This window comes from Methylobacterium sp. 285MFTsu5.1 (genome assembly GCF_000383455.1).
In the GTDB taxonomy this organism is placed as follows: domain Bacteria; phylum Pseudomonadota; class Alphaproteobacteria; order Rhizobiales; family Beijerinckiaceae; genus Methylobacterium.
On record NZ_KB911275.1, the window covers coordinates 14,068 to 29,630 of the forward strand.

Below are 15,563 nucleotides of genomic sequence, written 5' to 3' on the forward strand. Positions count from 1 at the left end.
GCGCGGGACTGGACAAACGCGCACGAGCCCTTGCAGAAGTTCTGCCTGCAGTCAGTACACCGCCTGCCATTTCTTGCGGCATTGAGCCGTGTTCGAAGGCAGAACTTCATTCCCTGGATCTGCTCCGGCAGCGACACTCATCCTCGCCGTCTTTGTTCAGCGTCCTGAATCTGGAAAGCTCGCGGACCTATGCGCCCGCGTCCCACTGCCGTAACCTTGGGCTGCCATGACACCGGAACCGAGCCGCCCGTGTTCGACTGGAACGACCTGACCTTCTTTCTTGAACTCGCCCGGCACGGCCGCCTGATGCCGGCCGCCAAGCGCCTCAAGGTCGATCACACCACGGTCAGCCGGCGCGTCTCCGAGTTGGAACGGGCGGTCGACGCGAAGCTCTTCGACCGCAGGCCCGATGGTTTCGTCCTGACGGAGCACGGACACAGGTTGCTCGCGATCGCGGAAGACATCGAATGCAAGGCGCTCTCCATCTCCGGTGTCCTCGGGTCGCCGGGCAGCACGCAGCCTGTCGGCCGCGTCCGGGTGGCCAGCATGGAGGGGATCGCCGCTTTCTACTTGAGCGGGCGTTTTCGCGAGCTTGCCCGGACGCACCCGGAGATCGTGATCGAGCTCGTCACCGAGCGGCACCTGATCAATCTCACCAAACGCGAGGCGGACATCTCGGTCAGCTTCGTCCCGCCGCAGGGCGCGCGCTTGAAGGTGCGTACGGTCGGGGCAATCCGCCTCGCCCTGTTCGCGGCCCCAGCCTACCTCGCGTCGCGGGGGATGCCCGCGAGCCGGGACGAGCTTCAGCAGCACGACTTCGTGGACTACGTGGAGGACTTGCTCGCCATCAGCTCGGTCCATTGGCTCCTGGACGTCCTCGAGCCGACGAGCGTCGTCTTCCGCTCGACCAGCCTGGCCGCGCAGCAGGGGGCGGTCGCCGCCGGCTTCGGCATCGGGCTGCTGCCGCTCTTCTGCTCGAAGCGCGACCCCACCCTGGTGCCGGTCCTGCCGGACGAGGTCGTGGTGATGCGCGACGTGTTCCTGACAGTCCACGAGGATATCGAGCACCTCGGCCGCGTCCGCGCCGTCACCCGCTTCCTCGCCGGGCTATTTGATCGAGAGGCCGCTTACCTCACATGGTTCTGATCCGTCTGTCATGACTCAACGCCCCAGGCCTCCATGAATCCGGCATAGGGCAGCGCGAAGAGCGCGATCCTATGCGCCCACCGCCACGCTGGCATGCCAGGCCGACATTTGTTAAAATTCACTGCCCGGCTATGCTCTGGGTCATCTCCCAAGATGACGACCTCAGCCCGGCCAGCCACGCGCTGCGCCGGGTCTTCTTGTTTGTGCCGTCGTCATTCGGTTCAACCGGCGTGCGCCTGGATCGTCCGCGCCCCGCATCCCCTCGGCGCGACGAGCGGAGTGCCGAGGGACGTAGCCCGGCGCCATAAGGATGACTTGGCGGAACGCCGATGCTACGCAGCATCCTGCCAGCCCAGTTCACCAGGAGCGTCTCCCGGCAGGGCGGCTTGCATGCGCCCGAGCTATTCTGGGCGGCTGAACGGTACTCAATCGCCCTCTCAGCGCACGACCGATTGGGATCTCTAGCTCTCAGCTTGTTTGTCTTCTCGGCGCTGCAGCCGACCAACGTCTGGCACTCCGGAATTCTGTTTCTCGTCTGGATTTTCGGGCTCTGGATCAGCTGGCCAACGCTGAACGCTTGCAGTCGCGGCCTGCGCGGGCTCGTCCTGGCGAGCGTCGCGGCCATTGTCCTGCTCCAGGACGCTCAGACCGCCGCGGCCTGGGTTAGAGAGGTTAGGGAACCCTATTCGTCAGGTCTGAAGGCAGCCGCGATCGTGCGTGCCGCGCGCGAGCGAGATCCAGCGGTGCGGACTGTGTCCCCTGGGGTGGTGTAGCTTCGGCGTGGCCACCACGATCACCGGCTTGGGCCGGATTGATCAGGCTGCCAGGGTCGGCAGGCTGACGAGGGGATCATCGCCGATCGGGGCGATGCTTTCCAGGGTGATGTAGCGGGCTCGCTGGACGGCCCACTCGTCGTTCTGTTCCAGCAGGATCGCGCCGACGAGGCGTGTGATGGCCGCCTCGTTGGGGAAGATGCCGACGACCTCGGTCCGGCGCTTGATCTCGCCGTTGAGGCGTTCCAGCGGGTTGGTGGAGTGCAGCTTGACCCGATGCTGGGTGGGGAAGCCCATGTAGGCCAGCACGTCCGGCTCAGCCTCGTCCATCAGGGCGGCGAGCTTGGGGACCTTCGGCCGGAGCTGATCAGCCACGCGCCGCCACTGCTGACGGGCCGCCTCGGCATCGTCCTGGGCGAACGCCGTGGCGATGAAGGCGGAGACGACACGCCGCCCGCTGCGTCCGGCATGGGCGAGCACGTTGCGCATGAAGTGGACGCGGCAACGCTGCCAGGTCGCGTTCATCACCTTGGCCACCGACGCCTTGATGCCCTCGTGGGCGTCCGAGAAGACCAGCTTGACCCCGCGCAGGCCGCGGCGCGCCAGCTTGCGGAGAAAGTCCGTCCAGAACGTCTCGGCCTCGGACGGGCCGACATCCATGCCGAGCACCTCGCGACGGCCGTCACCGTTGAGGCCCACCGCCACGATTACAGCGACAGAGACGATACGGCCGTCCTGGCGCACCTTCACGTAGGTCGCGTCGATCCAGAGATACGGCCACTCACCCTCGATCGGCCGGTCGAGGAACGCGCCCACGCGCTCGTCGATCTCCTGGCAGAGCCGGCTGACCTGACGAGCGAGATGCATCCGGCAATCGGGAACTGTTCCTTGCGGCACAGACCGAGGCGCTCGTCCGGTTCTGTGCGATGCTTGAATTGCTCATGCTGGCGCGCTCCCGTCTACGCTGGCCAAAGCGCATGCCGGGCAACTCGAAGATTGGGCGGCTGGAGCGGTTGCGTCCTACCACACCCGAAGAAGGCGCTGCCTTGCCGGCCAACCTTCCTCATAGGGTCCTAATATGAAGGTTGAGCGGCAGGAGCCTTGAGCCCAGGGAGCGGGCCATGACTTCGCCGAAGGCCTACTCCTACATCCGCCACCTCCCCAGGATGGCCTCGACCGTTGGTTCCAGGATTACGTCTTGCAGATGATGATATCACCCCGCTCACGATGCATTCGCCATTGCCTCTTGCATGGCGGCCTTGGCGGCCGGGTTATGGCGGGGCGCATCGAACCTGACGCCATCTCTCGACGGCGCGGTTAGGTTCACGACCGAGCAGGGCAACCCGGCGGCGTCGAACTTGCGGGAGACGAACTCGGCCTCCGCGCGGTCGTGACTGGACATGACGAGCTGATATCCTTTGAGCGCGACGAGGTTCCGCATCACGTCGGTGAAGGCAGCTGCGTGGATGATGTCGTTGTGCTGGAGCGGATCGTCGACCAGCAGGGCGCGCCACGACGACCACTGATAGGCCGTGCTCGCGGCGCACAGGATGCCGACCCCGTTCGCAGCCATCTGCCCCTCGCTCAGCACGAGCTGGGGCGGGAGCCCGCGCTGCGGACCCGCGTCCTCCAGGATGTTAGTCCGCCGAACCGCCATACTGAAACTCGTCCGGTTCACGGCGTGATTGGCGTTCATCTCGATTGACTCACCGGGGGTCGTGAGCAGCGCCCGGTTAAAGTCGTTTACCAAGCCATTCAACGGGCGCAGGAAGCGGGTCGAAAAGTCTGCCGCCTCCGCCTGGAGGTGATCCGCGTAACGGGCGACGGCGGCGCGCGCGGCGTTCGTCAGCTCCAACGCCTCGCCGGCCTGCGTCTGGCGTTCCAGTAGCGCGCGCTCATGTCGACCCGGGTCGACGAGAGCGTCAAATCCGCCGACTGAAAGCATGTCGTTCTCGATGCCATCGAGCTCGTTGGCCCGTCGCAACGATTCCTCATGGCCCGCGAGCTCGCCGACTTCGGCGGCCAACGACGCGAGCCTGCTCCCCTCCGCGTCCGCCAGGGCGAGGTGTTCCTCGATGGCGCGCTCCGTCGGTTCGCCCTCCATTCCCCCGGCGGCCCACAAGCGGGCAACCTCCGCTATGTCAGCCCTCGCCTCCGCCACGTCACGCGCGAGGCGCTCCGCCTCGGCGGCCGCGACGTCGAACCTCTGCCGTGCCGCCGCAGCTTGTGCGAGTGCGGCGTCGTGGGCCTGCCTGAGTTCCTCCGAAGTGGCGCGTCTCTCCGCGACCGCGGACCGCCAACGGTCGAGTTCAACCCCAAGCTCGGCTTCAGAGGGCTTCCCGAGCGCGTCAAGAGCCATCGCGGGCGCCTGCAGCGCGACCTCAATTGCTGCAAGCTCTCCCGCAAGTTCGCGCCGCCGCTCTCGCTCAGCCGACAGCTCCCGCTGCAGGTCCGCGAGGAACCCGCCCGCCTCCGACGCCCCGACCGGGTTCGCCTCGTCCAGCGCAGCGAGCTCGGTCTCAATCGCCATGCGGATGTCTATGATGGCCGCGACGGGGTCGATCCCATCGCCAAGGCCGATCCGGGCCGCGATCGTACCAACAAGCCATCCGACCGCCTCCTCAGCCGCGTCGGCCTGCGCTGCCGCCGCAGCCGCTTCCGCGACACGCCGATCGGCGTCGGCGAGAGCGTGTGTCATGCTCTCGACTTGCATCAGCGACGCTTCATGATCTGCGCGTCGCGCGGCGAGCGCCGCGTCTTCGCGCTTAGCAGCCTCATCCGCGAGCAGCTTCAACGCGCCTGGTGGAAAGCCGGTCGCGCAAACCGGGCACGCCGCGTCATGACCTGACACGTGCGCCGCGATGTCCGCCAGCGCCCGGGCCAAGCGCGAGGAGCGTTCAGCAAGCGCCGCGAGAACCGCCTCGTCCCGATCGAGATCGATTCGCGCTCGATCGAGCCGAGGGCGGATATTCTTCGCCTCACCCCTCGCCAGTTCGGCATCCCGGAGCGCAGCCCGTGCGGCTTCCCGGAGCACGACGGCGTCCTCGCGAAGCCGCGGGAGCTGTGCGGCCTCCTCCGATAAACTGTGAAGGGTGGCGAGGCGCGTTTGCAGCGCTGTGCGTCGGGCGTCGGCCTCGTTAGCAACACGAAGCGCCGACCGCGCCGCTTCGAGTTCCGACGCCAAGGCGGTCGAGCGCTCATCCACCGCCTCGGCCTCCCCGGTGAGCCCCTGGCGTTCGCCGAGAAGGCGCTCCATTTCGGACAGAGCCATTGCACCGCCCATGAATCGATCCACCGCGGCGACGGCTTCCGACAACGCGCTTTCGCCCTCCAGAAGCTCCCGCTCTGTCTGCCGCGCCAACGACGCACACGCTGAGACGAAGGCCCCGGCCTCGTCGAGGGCCACCGCGGCGGCGCTCGTCATGCGATCATCCCGATCCGCCCGGGCCTCGGACGCAGCATGCCGGCTCGCGAGCGAGCGCAATCCCTCAATCTCAACCCGCCGGTCCCTCAGGCGGGACCGCGCAGCCTCGATCCGCCGGCGGGCGGCGACCGCCGTAATGTCGCCAGCTGCCGACCCATCCCCATCAGATGCAGTCACGGACGCCCAGATCCGGGCAAGGCGTACGGCAATGGCTTCGCCCGAGACTCCGTCGATCGCTTCGAGGGATCGCTTGATGGCGTCTCTTCGACCTACATTCACACGCCAGGCCGCCAGGTCCGCCTCAGCGCGTTCGACCAGCAGGCGCTCGCGGGCCGCCCTGGCCTCAAAAGCCCTCGTCGTCGAGGTCCCTCGTAGCCTGGATCTTATGTGTTCGAGCCTGTCGATCCCGCTTGGGCCTTTCAGGGCCTCCCACTGGTCCGAACTCTCGCGGCTTGTGAATCTCTGCCGCGCGGCTTGCCCCAGGAAGTGCGTGAAAGCCAAGTAATCGCCGAGGTCCGCGATCTCCGCCCAAGCCGGATCCTTGAGCATGGCGACGACCCTGTCCTCCGAGGGGGCCTGAGATGCTGACCGGGTCACTGTATTGCCCGCGCCGAAGCTCAGGCTCACCGAATGGGACCCCGGACTGGCTCCACGCCGCGTAAGGTACGCTTCCTCCCCGAGCCGCCCCACGTACGGGTCGAGGCGCCGGACCTTCCCGGTCAGGCACCACTCGATACCGTCGAAGAACGTGCTCTTACCCAGACCGTTAGTCCCCACGAGGAGCGTCAGCCCCGGCGCCGCGGGGATTTCGAGGGTGAAGCGGCCGAATGTGCGGAAGTCCGTGAGCTCGACGCGGGATAGGTAGATGGACGTCATGCCCTGCCTCCTCTCGCCCAGGCCTCGACTAGACCGTCGACAAGGGTGCTGACGTCCGTGTCCGTCGAAGCGGCGAGCCGGTTCCAGTCCCCGATGGTGTCGCGCGGCACGCCCGAAAGGGAGACACCGCGACCGACGTTGTCGATCGGGGCCATGGAGAACGTCTCTGTCGTCAGCCAGGGACGAGCCAGGAAGGTACGCTTTGCGAACTCGACCAAGCTTTCGCGGTCGGCCCGATCGACCTCGGGGGACTCGGCTGGCCTCAGCCAGACGAGCTTGCGCGCGACCTTATCGTCCCGCTCGATCTTGAGGGCCAAGTCCCGCCAAGACTCGCTGCGCTCGCTTCCACGCGGGCCGGCCAGGAATAGATGCAGGTCGAGCCCCTGGTCGGGCGCGACGTGTGAGCGCGCCACGACGCATTGGTTGCGGTACTTACGGAGGCGTTCGGAAATCTCCTCTTCACGCGGGGCCTCGGGCAGGAGGCCGAGGAGGACCGTATATCCGTCGAACCTCAGGCCGAGGGCCGCCTCGGGCAGGTCGTCCAGCCGGAGCCGGGCCGCCGTGCTCTCGTCGCCCCCCCTGAAGGATGGCTCGACCAGCTCGGGGGCCTCGGCGTGCCCGACGCCGACCTCGCGCGCCCGCTCCCGGAGCCCCTCGGCAAACTGCGCCAGGATGGCGCCCGCCGGCGAACGTGGTTCCGCGGTGCTCATGCGCCGGCCCCCGCCCCGACCTCGATCGCCCGGCCGAGGCGCTCGAAATGTGATGCGTCCGCCTCACCGAGAAAGGTTGCCAGGGCAGCGCGGCCGGTCCGTGCCGCTGTCATGAACCCGTCGTCAAGCGTGAGGATGACCGCGGCCGCCTCCTCGGCGTCCCGCAACGACGGCACGCCGCGCTCGGTGACGTTGAACGGCCGGTCGGCGAGCATAGCCGCTCGGACTGAACCGTGCTCCATCGGCAGCAGCACGAAGTGTGTCCTCCACATGAACCGGGCGGCGGCGAGCGCGGTGGGTTCCCCTTCGATCATAGCGGCCGCGCACGCATGACCTTGGCGATTGCCCAAGCTCCGGCCGTGGGTCAGGTTTCCCGGTCGCCCGATGGAGGGAGCGATCGTTCCCCAACCGGTCGCGACGGCGAGCGCAGCGCCGGTGGCGCGGATCAGTGATTTGAGGGTCCGCGGGCCGACGATCGCGCGCGCTTCTCCGGCGAGGTCCTCGACGTCCTGCGCGCAGATCGCCATCTGGAGGAAGCGTGAGAGCAGGTCAGCATCGGCCGCGAACAGGTCCCGCCACGCCCCCCAGACCTCTCCCATGCCGCGCCGTAGATCCTCCGCGGCATTCATCCTGACGACGGAACCCGGGTCTGTCCCGCGAGCGACGAACGGCCGGAGGTGCTCGTCGATCCGATCAAGCACCCAACGGTCCATCGCCCGGTCGAGGAGTTGGGCCATCTCGCCGGCTTCGAGTTCGACCGCGTTGCGGATCGAAGCCTCGATGCGCGCGATCTCCACCCGCGGCGCGACGAATCCGTCAGCATGCCGCGACGAGACTGTCAGGGCGTCCAGCATGCGCCGCCAATGGGCGTGGTTAACCGACAGGACGCAACGCTCCGTGTGCATCGCAAGACGCGCAACGGCCTGCGACAGCGAGCCGAGGTCGGTCGGGACGAGGTCGGTCTGAACGTAGAGCGACCTCGCGTCGTCTGCCCATACCTGGACCGCCCCCTCGATCCCAACATCCCCGCTCCAGCGGATCGATGCGGCGCGCGCGGCGAGCCTGACGTGCAGGGGCGCAGCCGCCGCCAGCTCGGCCTGTCGGTACCGCGGTAGCGGAAGCCGAGCCGCTTGGGCCAGTCCCGCGAAGTGCGCATGGGTCCCGTCGGGGAGGGTCGGTGCGATCGCGTCGGTCGCGATGAGCTGGACCCAATCCCCATGCTGTGCATCGTACGAGGACAAAAGTGCCGCGAACGGCGCCCGGACCGCGGCCTTGTCGGGGCCGCGCCGCGCGATGAGCCTGTCGACTACGACGCGTTCGCCGTCGCAATCGAGCGCAAGGGCGGACGTCGGACCACCGACTGGAGAGGCGGACGCTGCCACATCCCGCGAGACGAGATGGCGGAAGGTCCGTCCGTTGTGTCGCCGGCAGGCCTTGATGACCAGGTAGGCGGCGAGGCGGTTCAGCGTTGCCGTGCGGACCATCATCGGCTGCGCGCCGCGCGTTTGAAGCGTGAGCTGCACGCCCGGGCGCAGCAGGCGCTCGACCTCGTCGACTAGGCCGATGGCCTCGACCCTCGCCCCGATGCGGTCATCGTACGCCTGCACGAAGTCGAAGCCGCGACCCTCCGCGTCGGCAGCGCGGGCCTCCTCGTCGATCACGAGGAGGTCGGCGCTCAGGCATTCGATGTCCGGGTAGCGCGTGATTGCCTCTACGAACGACCAATGGTCGAAGTGCGCGCTGGCCGCCGCGACGAAGTCGATCAGGCCGCCGTCGCCGTTGCCACTGACGAGGAAGCGCGGATTGGGATCGGTGCCGACTACGGGGCCCGGCACACTGGCGTCCGCCCAGTAGCTCTCCGTCGGGATGTTCGGGACGGGGTTCGGGGGCTCGACGCCAAAGCCGATCGCCAGAACGACGTAGTCCACGGTGATCGGCACGGGCTCCGTGTCCCCGGCATCGGACTGCCGCACAGCGCCGACATCGAAATATTGTCCGCGCGGCACAATCGTCTTGACGCGGTGCCGGAGGTGGATGCGCAGGCGCTCGCCGACCCACGCCCGTATCTCGTCGAACTCCAGGAGGATGTCCCGCCTGACGTCCGCCGCCGTGCCCGATCGCCAGTCGAGGATGGGCAGCTCCGCCCGGGGATGGTCGGCGGACAGCCTCGGCCACTCGTATATGTGGGGATCGATCCGCCGCCGGTGCGAACCGAGTTGCAACGGCACGAGTTCCCGCGACGTCTCGTAGAGGTTCACGATGACGCCGTCGTGAAGGGCGAGCGCTGCCGCGACCGTGACGCCGGCAGCTCCCCCGCCTACGACCGCGACGCGAACGCCGGCTCTGAGGAAGTGCTCGGCGTTCATGGCATGTGCGAGCTGAAGGGCTCGGACTTGTTGCGAATATAGGGTGATCCGTGTGTCGTAGCATCCCAGGACGAAGGCGCCCGGATGGGCGGCAATCTCGAAACCTTCAAGGATGTCGCGTGTGCTCAGCACCCGGCCGCATTCCTACCCGTTGTTGACAAGATCCCAATACCCCTTTGGTTTGACGGGCTCTCGGACCGCGGCGAGGAGGGCCCTATCCCAGAAGTGTATCCCGTCGAACGGTCGTGAGCACGCCCCGCTACCAGTGTGCGATCATCGGGGCAACGGGCGTAACGCGGCACTGCCGGAAGGGCGACGAGACAGAAGCGAACGCCTCCAGGCGCCTGCCTATCCGTTCGGCAGTACGCTTGGAACGGAACGTTCCGGACGAGCAAGCCTCGGCACAGACAGGTAGCCGCCTGCCGAAATCGATGAGTACGCCCTGCGGTGCCCTCGCTCTCGCGGAAGCGGCGGCGCTTGTCTGGGGCTAGAGCGTTTTCGGTTTGGGCTGAGTCGGCTTGGTGGGGTTCACGCGGCGCTGGGAGGCTGATTCACTCGGCCGGTCGACATCCGGAGTGATGCATGGGCCGCCCCTACAGCTTGGACCTGCGCGAGCGGGCGGTGACCGCGGCTGCGGCGACCTCGCGCCGTCAGGCGGCCGCCCGCTTCGGGGTCGGCCAAGCAACCGCGATCCGCTGGATGGCGGCGCTCGCCGCGACTGGGACGGTGGCCGCCCGGCCGCAGGGGCGTGCCCGCCGCTCCAAGCTCGACCCGTATGAGACGTTCCTGCGTACGTTGATCGACGAGAAGGTTGAAATCACCCTGGAGGAGATGCGCGCCCGGTTGCAGGACGAGCATGGCCTCACCGTCGGGCTCGGCACGCTGTGGGCCTTCCTCGACGCGCGCGACCTGACGTACAAAAAAGACGGCCCACGCCGCAGAGCAGGATCGGCCGGACGTGAAGGCCGCCCGGGAAGCGTGGTTCGAGAGCCAGCCCGATCTCGACCCGGACCGGCTGGTGTTCCTCGACGAGACGTGGACCGCCACCAACATGGCCCGCACCCGCGGGCGCTGTCCCCGCGGCCAGCGGCTGCGCTCCCCCGTCCCGCACGGTCATTGGAAGACCACGACCCTGGTGGCGGGCCTGCGCCTGTCTGGGATCGCCGCGCCGTTCGTGCTCGACGGGCCGATCAACCGCGACGCCTTCCAAGTCTACGTCGATCAGGTCCTGGTGCCCGAACTCGCACCCGGGGGCATCGTGATCATGGACAATCTCGGCAGCCACAAAGGCCCGGCCGTGCGCGCGGCGATCGAGGCGGCGGGCGCGCGGCTCCTGTTCCTCCCGCCCTACTCGCCGGACTTCAATCCGATCGAGATGGCGTTCTCGAAGTTGAAGGCGGGGCTGCGCAAGGCCGCCGAGCGCACGCGCGAAGGGCTCTGGACCACAATCGGGCGGCTCGTCGATGCCGTCACGCCCGACGAGGCCGCAAACTTCTTCGTCGCGGCAGGATACGACTCCGATGAAACCGAAACTGCTCTAGTGGGACGATGAGCCTCAGAGATGCCCGGCCATGTGCCGGCCGATCGTGCTGACCTCGGCCGCAGCGGCGGACGTCTCATAGACGATGCGTCCGTCTGACATCACCAAGATCCTGTCCGACAACTCGAGAATCTCGTCCAGATCCTCGCTTATGAGTAGCACCGCCGCGCCGCCGTTTCGCGCGGCCACGATGCGCGTCCGAATTTCCGCAACTGCCGCGAAGTCGAGGCCGAAGCAGGGATTGACGACGATCAGCAGATCGACAGGGTCCGTCAGCTCGCGCGCTAGCACGGCGCGCTGAACGTAGCCGCCCGACAGCGTGGCGATCGGCGCCTCCGAGGACGCTGTCTTGACCTTGAAGCGATCGATTGTCCGTCGTCAGATGATTTGAGACGACTTGAGGCGCTCAGGAACGGAGGCTCTGGTCCATCTGGGTGAGAGGTTAGGCAGCCTGCGCGTGGTGGCGCAAGCGGCGATCGATGAGGGTCTGGCGCTTGATCCGCGCCCGCTCCTGCAGGATGGCCTCGCCGCGGCCGAAGTAGACGTCGGCGGGAGTGAGGTTGCCCAGGCTCTTGTGAGCCCGAGCGTGGTTGTAATGCTCGACGAAGGCGGCAACCCGCGCCTCCAGTTCGCCGGGCAGGTAGGCGTGTTCGAGCAGGATGCGGTGCTTGAGCGTCTGGTGCCAGCGCTCGATCTTGCCCTGCGTTTGAGGATGGCGGGGCGCGCCGCGGATATGGGTCATGCCCCGGCTGCCGAGCCAGTCGGCCAGATCACCCGCGACGTAGCTTGATCCATTGTCGGAGAGCAGCCGCGGCCGATGCGCCACCTGCACATGATCGAGCCCGGCCGCCGCCAGCGCGAGGTCGAGCGTGGCGGTGACGTCGCCGACCTGCATCGTCGCGCACAGTTTCCACTCCACGATGAAGCGCGAGAAGTCATCCAGCACGGTCGAGAGGTAGTACCAACCCCAGCCGATCACCTTCAGATAGGTGAAGTCCGTCTGCCAGAGTTGGTTGGGTGCGGTGGTCTTGTCCCGGAACTCGTTGGCGGCTTTGATCACGATGTAGGCCGGGCTGGTGATCAGGTCCTGGGCCTTGAGCAGGCGGTAGACGGTCGCTTCCGAGACGAAGTAGCGCCGCTCGTCGGTGAAGCGCACCGCCAACTCGCGTGGGCTGAGCTCTGGCTCCTCCAGTGCGAGAGCGACGATCTGATTGCGAACCTCGGCGGGCAACCGGTTCCAGACCCGGCTGGGTCGGGACGGGCGATCCGCCAATGCCTCGAGGCCGCCACGCTGGAAAGCGTCGTACCACCGGTAGAACGTCGCCCGGGTGACGCCGAGCTTGTCCAGGGTGGCGCGCACCGGCAGATGGGATTGCTCGACCAGCCGGATGATCTCTAGCTTCTCAGAGGCCGGGTACCTCATGCCTCGTCGCCCCCAGCCCCGGTCATACTTTTTTTCAGCAGGCGGTTTTCCAAGACGAGATCGGCTACGACCTCCTTCAGCGCACCCGCCTCGCGACGCAGGTCCTGGACCTCGTCGGCGGTCGCGGCACGGGCCGTGTCGCCGGCCAGCCGCTTCTTGCCGGCCTCCAAGAACTCCTTGGACCAGCCATAGTACATCGAGCTGGCGATGCCTTCGCGCCGGCACAGCTCGGCGATGCTGTCCTCACCGCGCAGCCCTTCCAGCACGATGCGGATCTTCTCCTCGGCCGAGAACTGCCGGCGCGTGGCGCGGCGGATGTCCTTGATCACGGCTTCTGCCGGCTTCCGCGCCGGCCCGGACGTCTGTTTCATCTTCGCTCCTGGGGGCTACGATGAACCAGCCATCCTCCGTTCGTGAAGACCCTCAATTTGTCTCGGGAGTGCTGACGGCGGACAGTGAGGACGCGATCGCGCGGGACCATGGGCCGCTGCCCCCAGAGGTCGCAATAGGCGCCGCCCCTCCTGAGTGGCTAGCCACGTAACGGTGGAGGATCGGGGTACGGCACGTCACTGCATCGAGGCTGCTGGCGCGCGGTACGTTGCAGATTGCGACAGCGTCCGCCTTCTCGACGGCGATATCCACAGCAACGTCTTTCTCGTAATGGGGTCACGTCCAGCACGTTTGATGACCAGTCGGCGACAGGGCCCTACCCGACCTCGAACTTGCCGGCGATCAAGCTGGAACCGCCCTTACATCCTCGATGACCCGGGCGGGATCGATCTCTAACGCATCGGCGATAGCGAGGAATTCCACGATATCGATCCGTCTTCCACCACTCTCGATCGCAGCGATGACCGACTGATATCGGCCAAGCCGAGCTCCCAACTCGGTTTGGGTGAGGCCCGACCGCTCTCGTGCCTCGACGAGCAGTTCGATCAATCGTCGGTGTCGCGCGGTCCTAAGGGTGCTGGGCATCGGCCCGTCGGCGTGAACAAGGAAGCCGACGGTCCAGCTAAACCAACTAGTCCAATATCAGAAAATCTGATATTCGATCGGGCGGTCCCGATGCCGTCGCCGATCCTTCGGGAGGGTGCCTTGACGCTCTGGTTCACAGCTGGCCACCATTTCGGCCACACGAACATCATCGCCCTCTGTCACCGTCCATTTCGGGATAGCGACGAGATGGACGGCTTCATGGTCGAGCGATGGAACGCGACCGTGGGCTCGAACGACGAAGTGTGGCACCTCGGCAATTTCGCGTATCGTTGTGGACCGAATCGAAGAGCAGCCATCTTCGGCAGCCTGAACGGCAGAGCGATTCACCTGATCCGCGGCAACCACGATGGCAAAACGACGTTATCGTTGCCATGGGCGACAGTTCAGCACTATACCGAGATACGTCTTGGAGCAGAACATCTGATACTGTTCCATTACGCACTTCGCGTTTGGAACAAATGCCATCAAGGATCCGTGTCGCTTCACGGCCACAGCCATGGGAATCTGAAAGATTCCGTGACTTCATGCGACGTTGGAGTAGATGCCTGGAATTTTAAGCCCGCCTCGCTAGACCAAATACGGTCTAGAATTTGCTCGATACGGGGTTTGTGACAATTCTGACCGCCAGTCGCTTTTGATCGACTAGAACACGGCGGAATTGTACCGCGGTGCACTCGGCAGAAGAGCACACGAAGCGAAATACTTGTGCGGCTTCCTTTGCATCGCGGCTTGAGGTCTCGGCAGCCGCCCTGCGAAATTCGCGACTGCACAGCGGGCCGGAGCAGAGGACAAGATCGATGTCCATTCTACACCGAGGGGCAGGCCCCTTCCCTGAACTGGCACGCCTCGCATACAAGCTCGGCAAGCTGGCCGAAGATCTCGAACGGATCTCGAAAGGAGAACACCCGTCCGAAAGCGATCTCCAAAATTCGCCGATCCTATTCGAATGGAGTGTATATATAGCCCCCGTTCCGCATCTTGTTGGAATCGTACACGGGCATCCTTACCTACCGGACGGTGGCATATGCCACACGAGTGAACTCTATACCTTCGATCCAGTGTCTGGGTATGCCAGAACTCTGTCGCGATTCTATCGGCTTTCGGTCCGTCCAGAAATCGAGACCGTTCAGTGAATACCGCTCAGGCGCGGCGATCGTCCGCGGCTCGAGAAAAAACATATTGTCTTAACGGCTCATTTGTTTGAGGTGACGACTAACTCGACCGCGGGATCTATCAAAAAATTGAGCCAAACATAGAACTAGCGATATTTACTTGGATTTTTTTTGTTGTTTCCAAGAGTTAATCAGCATATATTGTAAGTCTAAGCTTAATCCCTACCCCATCGACATCGGAGTTATTGAACTCGATGCCGCCGCCGCTAAGCGTGGCCACAAGTCGTCGAAGGGTTTCAAGCTTCGGCCTGCTCGTCTCGAGTTCCAGCCCAGCAATGCTTCGCTTCGCGACGCCTGATCGAGCGGCTAGATCGTTCTGCGTCCAGCCGAGCATCGCCCGCGCGCCTCTGATCTGCGCAGGATGCACTTTTGACGCGTTTGATGCTTGACGCGGATGCATCAATATTGCAGCCTGCGAATCACTGGGCCACCGAGTCGGAACGCGACTTGCGAATGGCGGAGGTCCAGAAGACCTTATCTTCACGCGACCCGCAAGTCGGTTGGATCCGGTCAACGCCGTTCCTTCGGCGATACCTTCAACGATTGTTGAAGATGACGCGCTGCGCCTTCGGTCTCCTGATCCGGCCAAGCGACGATGTCCCTGAACCTGGCATCTTCAGTCGACCGCCATTCTGGCGGTTCGGGGGATTGCGCCATGTCGAAACAATCTGCCCGTGTGGGCAAAGCGATCGTCGCTACCCTTCACAACAGCATCTGCCGCCGAATCCGATTTGCGAACGAGCGGATCACGATGGCGCGTAGCCTCGAGATCGTCGCCACCTCACGTCCGGATGTAGTGTCGGTCGTACCGAGGGGTTTAGAGGATATCCCGTCCTACGTGCGCCTTGCTGACGACGGCTTGGCTCATGCCACGCTTCGGCGCGTCGGAGGGACAGTGATTGTTCTTGCAGCGACAAATCGGGTTTGGCGCAAGCCGAAGCTGAGGAAGCGGCTGCTTTCCGTAAAGCGCGATGCCCGCAGGATTGGGCGCCGTGTCCTGCTCGTCACCAAGCGGGGTTTGGCCCGGCAGATCGAAAAAGGTCTAAGCCGATCGGCTCGTCCGGCGGCAAGCTCATCAGAAGCGGCCAACCAGATCGATCAATGCGCCGAAACGCTCGAGGGGCCGTAAGCCCCCGA

At 65.5% G+C, this 15,563-nt stretch carries 12 protein-coding genes and 2 pseudogenes; 6 read left to right on the forward strand and 8 right to left on the reverse strand.

Going from position 1 to position 15,563, the window contains the following annotated elements; genetic code table 11:
* Window positions 1-249 precede the first annotated feature (249 nt).
* Both H288_RS0111675 and H288_RS0111680 read left to right on the forward strand, forming a co-directional pair.
* Complete coding sequence (locus H288_RS0111675) at window positions 250-1,146, forward strand: LysR family transcriptional regulator (RefSeq protein ID WP_020092768.1); 897 nt, start codon at window positions 250-252, stop codon at window positions 1,144-1,146.
* Window positions 1,147-1,475: 329 nt separating this feature from the next.
* Entirely contained in the window at window positions 1,476-1,919 is a 444-nt protein-coding gene (locus H288_RS0111680; RefSeq protein WP_020092769.1) for a hypothetical protein, read from the forward strand.
* Window positions 1,920-1,961: 42 nt separating this feature from the next.
* On the opposite strand, the pseudogene H288_RS32275 reads toward H288_RS0111680, so the two are convergent.
* The 4 genes and pseudogenes from H288_RS32275 to H288_RS0111700 form a co-directional block, all read right to left on the reverse strand.
* A pseudogene (locus H288_RS32275) lies at window positions 1,962-2,855 on the reverse strand (IS256 family transposase); the annotation flags it as partial.
* 286 nt (window positions 2,856-3,141) lie between these two features.
* Window positions 3,142-6,219 (reverse strand): AAA family ATPase, encoded by a 3,078-nt coding sequence (locus tag H288_RS0111690; protein WP_020092771.1) that lies wholly within the window; start codon window positions 6,217-6,219, stop codon window positions 3,142-3,144.
* Entirely contained in the window at window positions 6,216-6,929 is a 714-nt protein-coding gene (locus tag H288_RS0111695) for an ABC-three component system middle component 1 (protein ID WP_020092772.1), read from the reverse strand. The genes H288_RS0111690 and H288_RS0111695 overlap by 4 nt, the downstream gene beginning before the upstream one ends.
* Complete coding sequence (locus H288_RS0111700) at window positions 6,926-9,427, reverse strand: ABC-three component system protein (RefSeq protein WP_020092773.1); 2,502 nt, start codon at window positions 9,425-9,427, stop codon at window positions 6,926-6,928. The genes H288_RS0111695 and H288_RS0111700 overlap by 4 nt, the downstream gene beginning before the upstream one ends.
* Window positions 9,428-9,877: 450 nt before the next feature.
* Here H288_RS0111700 and H288_RS33925 point away from each other — a divergent pair.
* Window positions 9,878-10,847, forward strand: a protein-coding gene (locus H288_RS33925) for an IS630 family transposase (protein WP_106735910.1) whose coding sequence is annotated in 2 segments (ribosomal slippage) — window positions 9,878-10,215 and window positions 10,214-10,847 — 972 coding nt in all. Because the reading frame shifts where the segments join, the coding sequence is not laid out codon by codon here.
* 3 nt (window positions 10,848-10,850) lie between these two features.
* Here the strand turns inward: H288_RS33925 and H288_RS0111715 are convergent.
* From H288_RS0111715 to H288_RS33930, 3 genes and pseudogenes are all read right to left on the reverse strand, one after another.
* Window positions 10,851-11,198: pseudogene (locus H288_RS0111715) on the reverse strand (ABC transporter ATP-binding protein); the annotation flags it as partial.
* Window positions 11,199-11,277: 79 nt separating this feature from the next.
* Window positions 11,278-12,629, reverse strand: a protein-coding gene (locus tag H288_RS0111720; protein WP_106735911.1) for an IS3 family transposase whose coding sequence is annotated in 2 segments (ribosomal slippage) — window positions 11,278-12,291 and window positions 12,294-12,629 — 1,350 coding nt in all. Because the reading frame shifts where the segments join, the coding sequence is not laid out codon by codon here.
* A 361-nt stretch (window positions 12,630-12,990) separates the two neighbouring features.
* Window positions 12,991-13,233: a helix-turn-helix transcriptional regulator gene (locus H288_RS33930; protein ID WP_043712519.1), complete on the reverse strand. Its 243-nt coding sequence runs from the start codon at window positions 13,231-13,233 to the stop codon at window positions 12,991-12,993.
* A 120-nt stretch (window positions 13,234-13,353) separates the two neighbouring features.
* Between H288_RS33930 and H288_RS33935 the strand changes: the two genes are divergently transcribed.
* Both H288_RS33935 and H288_RS36395 read left to right on the forward strand, forming a co-directional pair.
* A complete protein-coding gene (locus tag H288_RS33935) occupies window positions 13,354-13,866 on the forward strand; it encodes a metallophosphoesterase (RefSeq protein WP_043712537.1) in 513 nt (170 codons plus the stop codon).
* A 185-nt stretch (window positions 13,867-14,051) separates the two neighbouring features.
* Complete coding sequence (locus H288_RS36395; RefSeq protein WP_081636472.1) at window positions 14,052-14,387, forward strand: DUF6634 family protein; 336 nt, start codon at window positions 14,052-14,054, stop codon at window positions 14,385-14,387.
* Between the two features lie 166 nt (window positions 14,388-14,553).
* On the opposite strand, the gene H288_RS33945 is transcribed toward H288_RS36395, so the two are convergent.
* Window positions 14,554-14,826: a helix-turn-helix transcriptional regulator gene (locus H288_RS33945; protein WP_043712522.1), complete on the reverse strand. Its 273-nt coding sequence runs from the start codon at window positions 14,824-14,826 to the stop codon at window positions 14,554-14,556.
* A gap of 195 nt (window positions 14,827-15,021) precedes the next feature.
* On the opposite strand from H288_RS33945, the gene H288_RS35100 reads away from it, so the two are divergent.
* Window positions 15,022-15,555, forward strand: coding sequence for a hypothetical protein (locus H288_RS35100; protein ID WP_158684208.1), 534 nt, complete (start codon window positions 15,022-15,024; stop codon window positions 15,553-15,555).
* The last annotated feature ends 8 nt before the right edge of the window (window positions 15,556-15,563 follow it).

Bases quoted from the DNA above. Each gene is read 5' to 3' on its own strand.
- H288_RS33930 (WP_043712519.1), bottom strand. From the start codon at position 13,233: ATGCCCAGCACCCTTAGGACCGCGCGACACCGACGATTGATCGAACTG.
- H288_RS33945 (WP_043712522.1), bottom strand. From the start codon at position 14,826: ATGCATCCGCGTCAAGCATCAAACGCGTCAAAAGTGCATCCTGCGCAG.
- H288_RS35100 (WP_158684208.1), top strand. From the start codon at position 15,022: ATGTCCCTGAACCTGGCATCTTCAGTCGACCGCCATTCTGGCGGTTCG.
- H288_RS36395 (WP_081636472.1), top strand. From the start codon at position 14,052: ATGTCCATTCTACACCGAGGGGCAGGCCCCTTCCCTGAACTGGCACGC.
- H288_RS0111680 (WP_020092769.1), top strand. From the start codon at position 1,476: ATGCTACGCAGCATCCTGCCAGCCCAGTTCACCAGGAGCGTCTCCCGG.
- H288_RS0111690 (WP_020092771.1), bottom strand. From the start codon at position 6,219: ATGACGTCCATCTACCTATCCCGCGTCGAGCTCACGGACTTCCGCACA.
- H288_RS0111695 (WP_020092772.1), bottom strand. From the start codon at position 6,929: ATGAGCACCGCGGAACCACGTTCGCCGGCGGGCGCCATCCTGGCGCAG.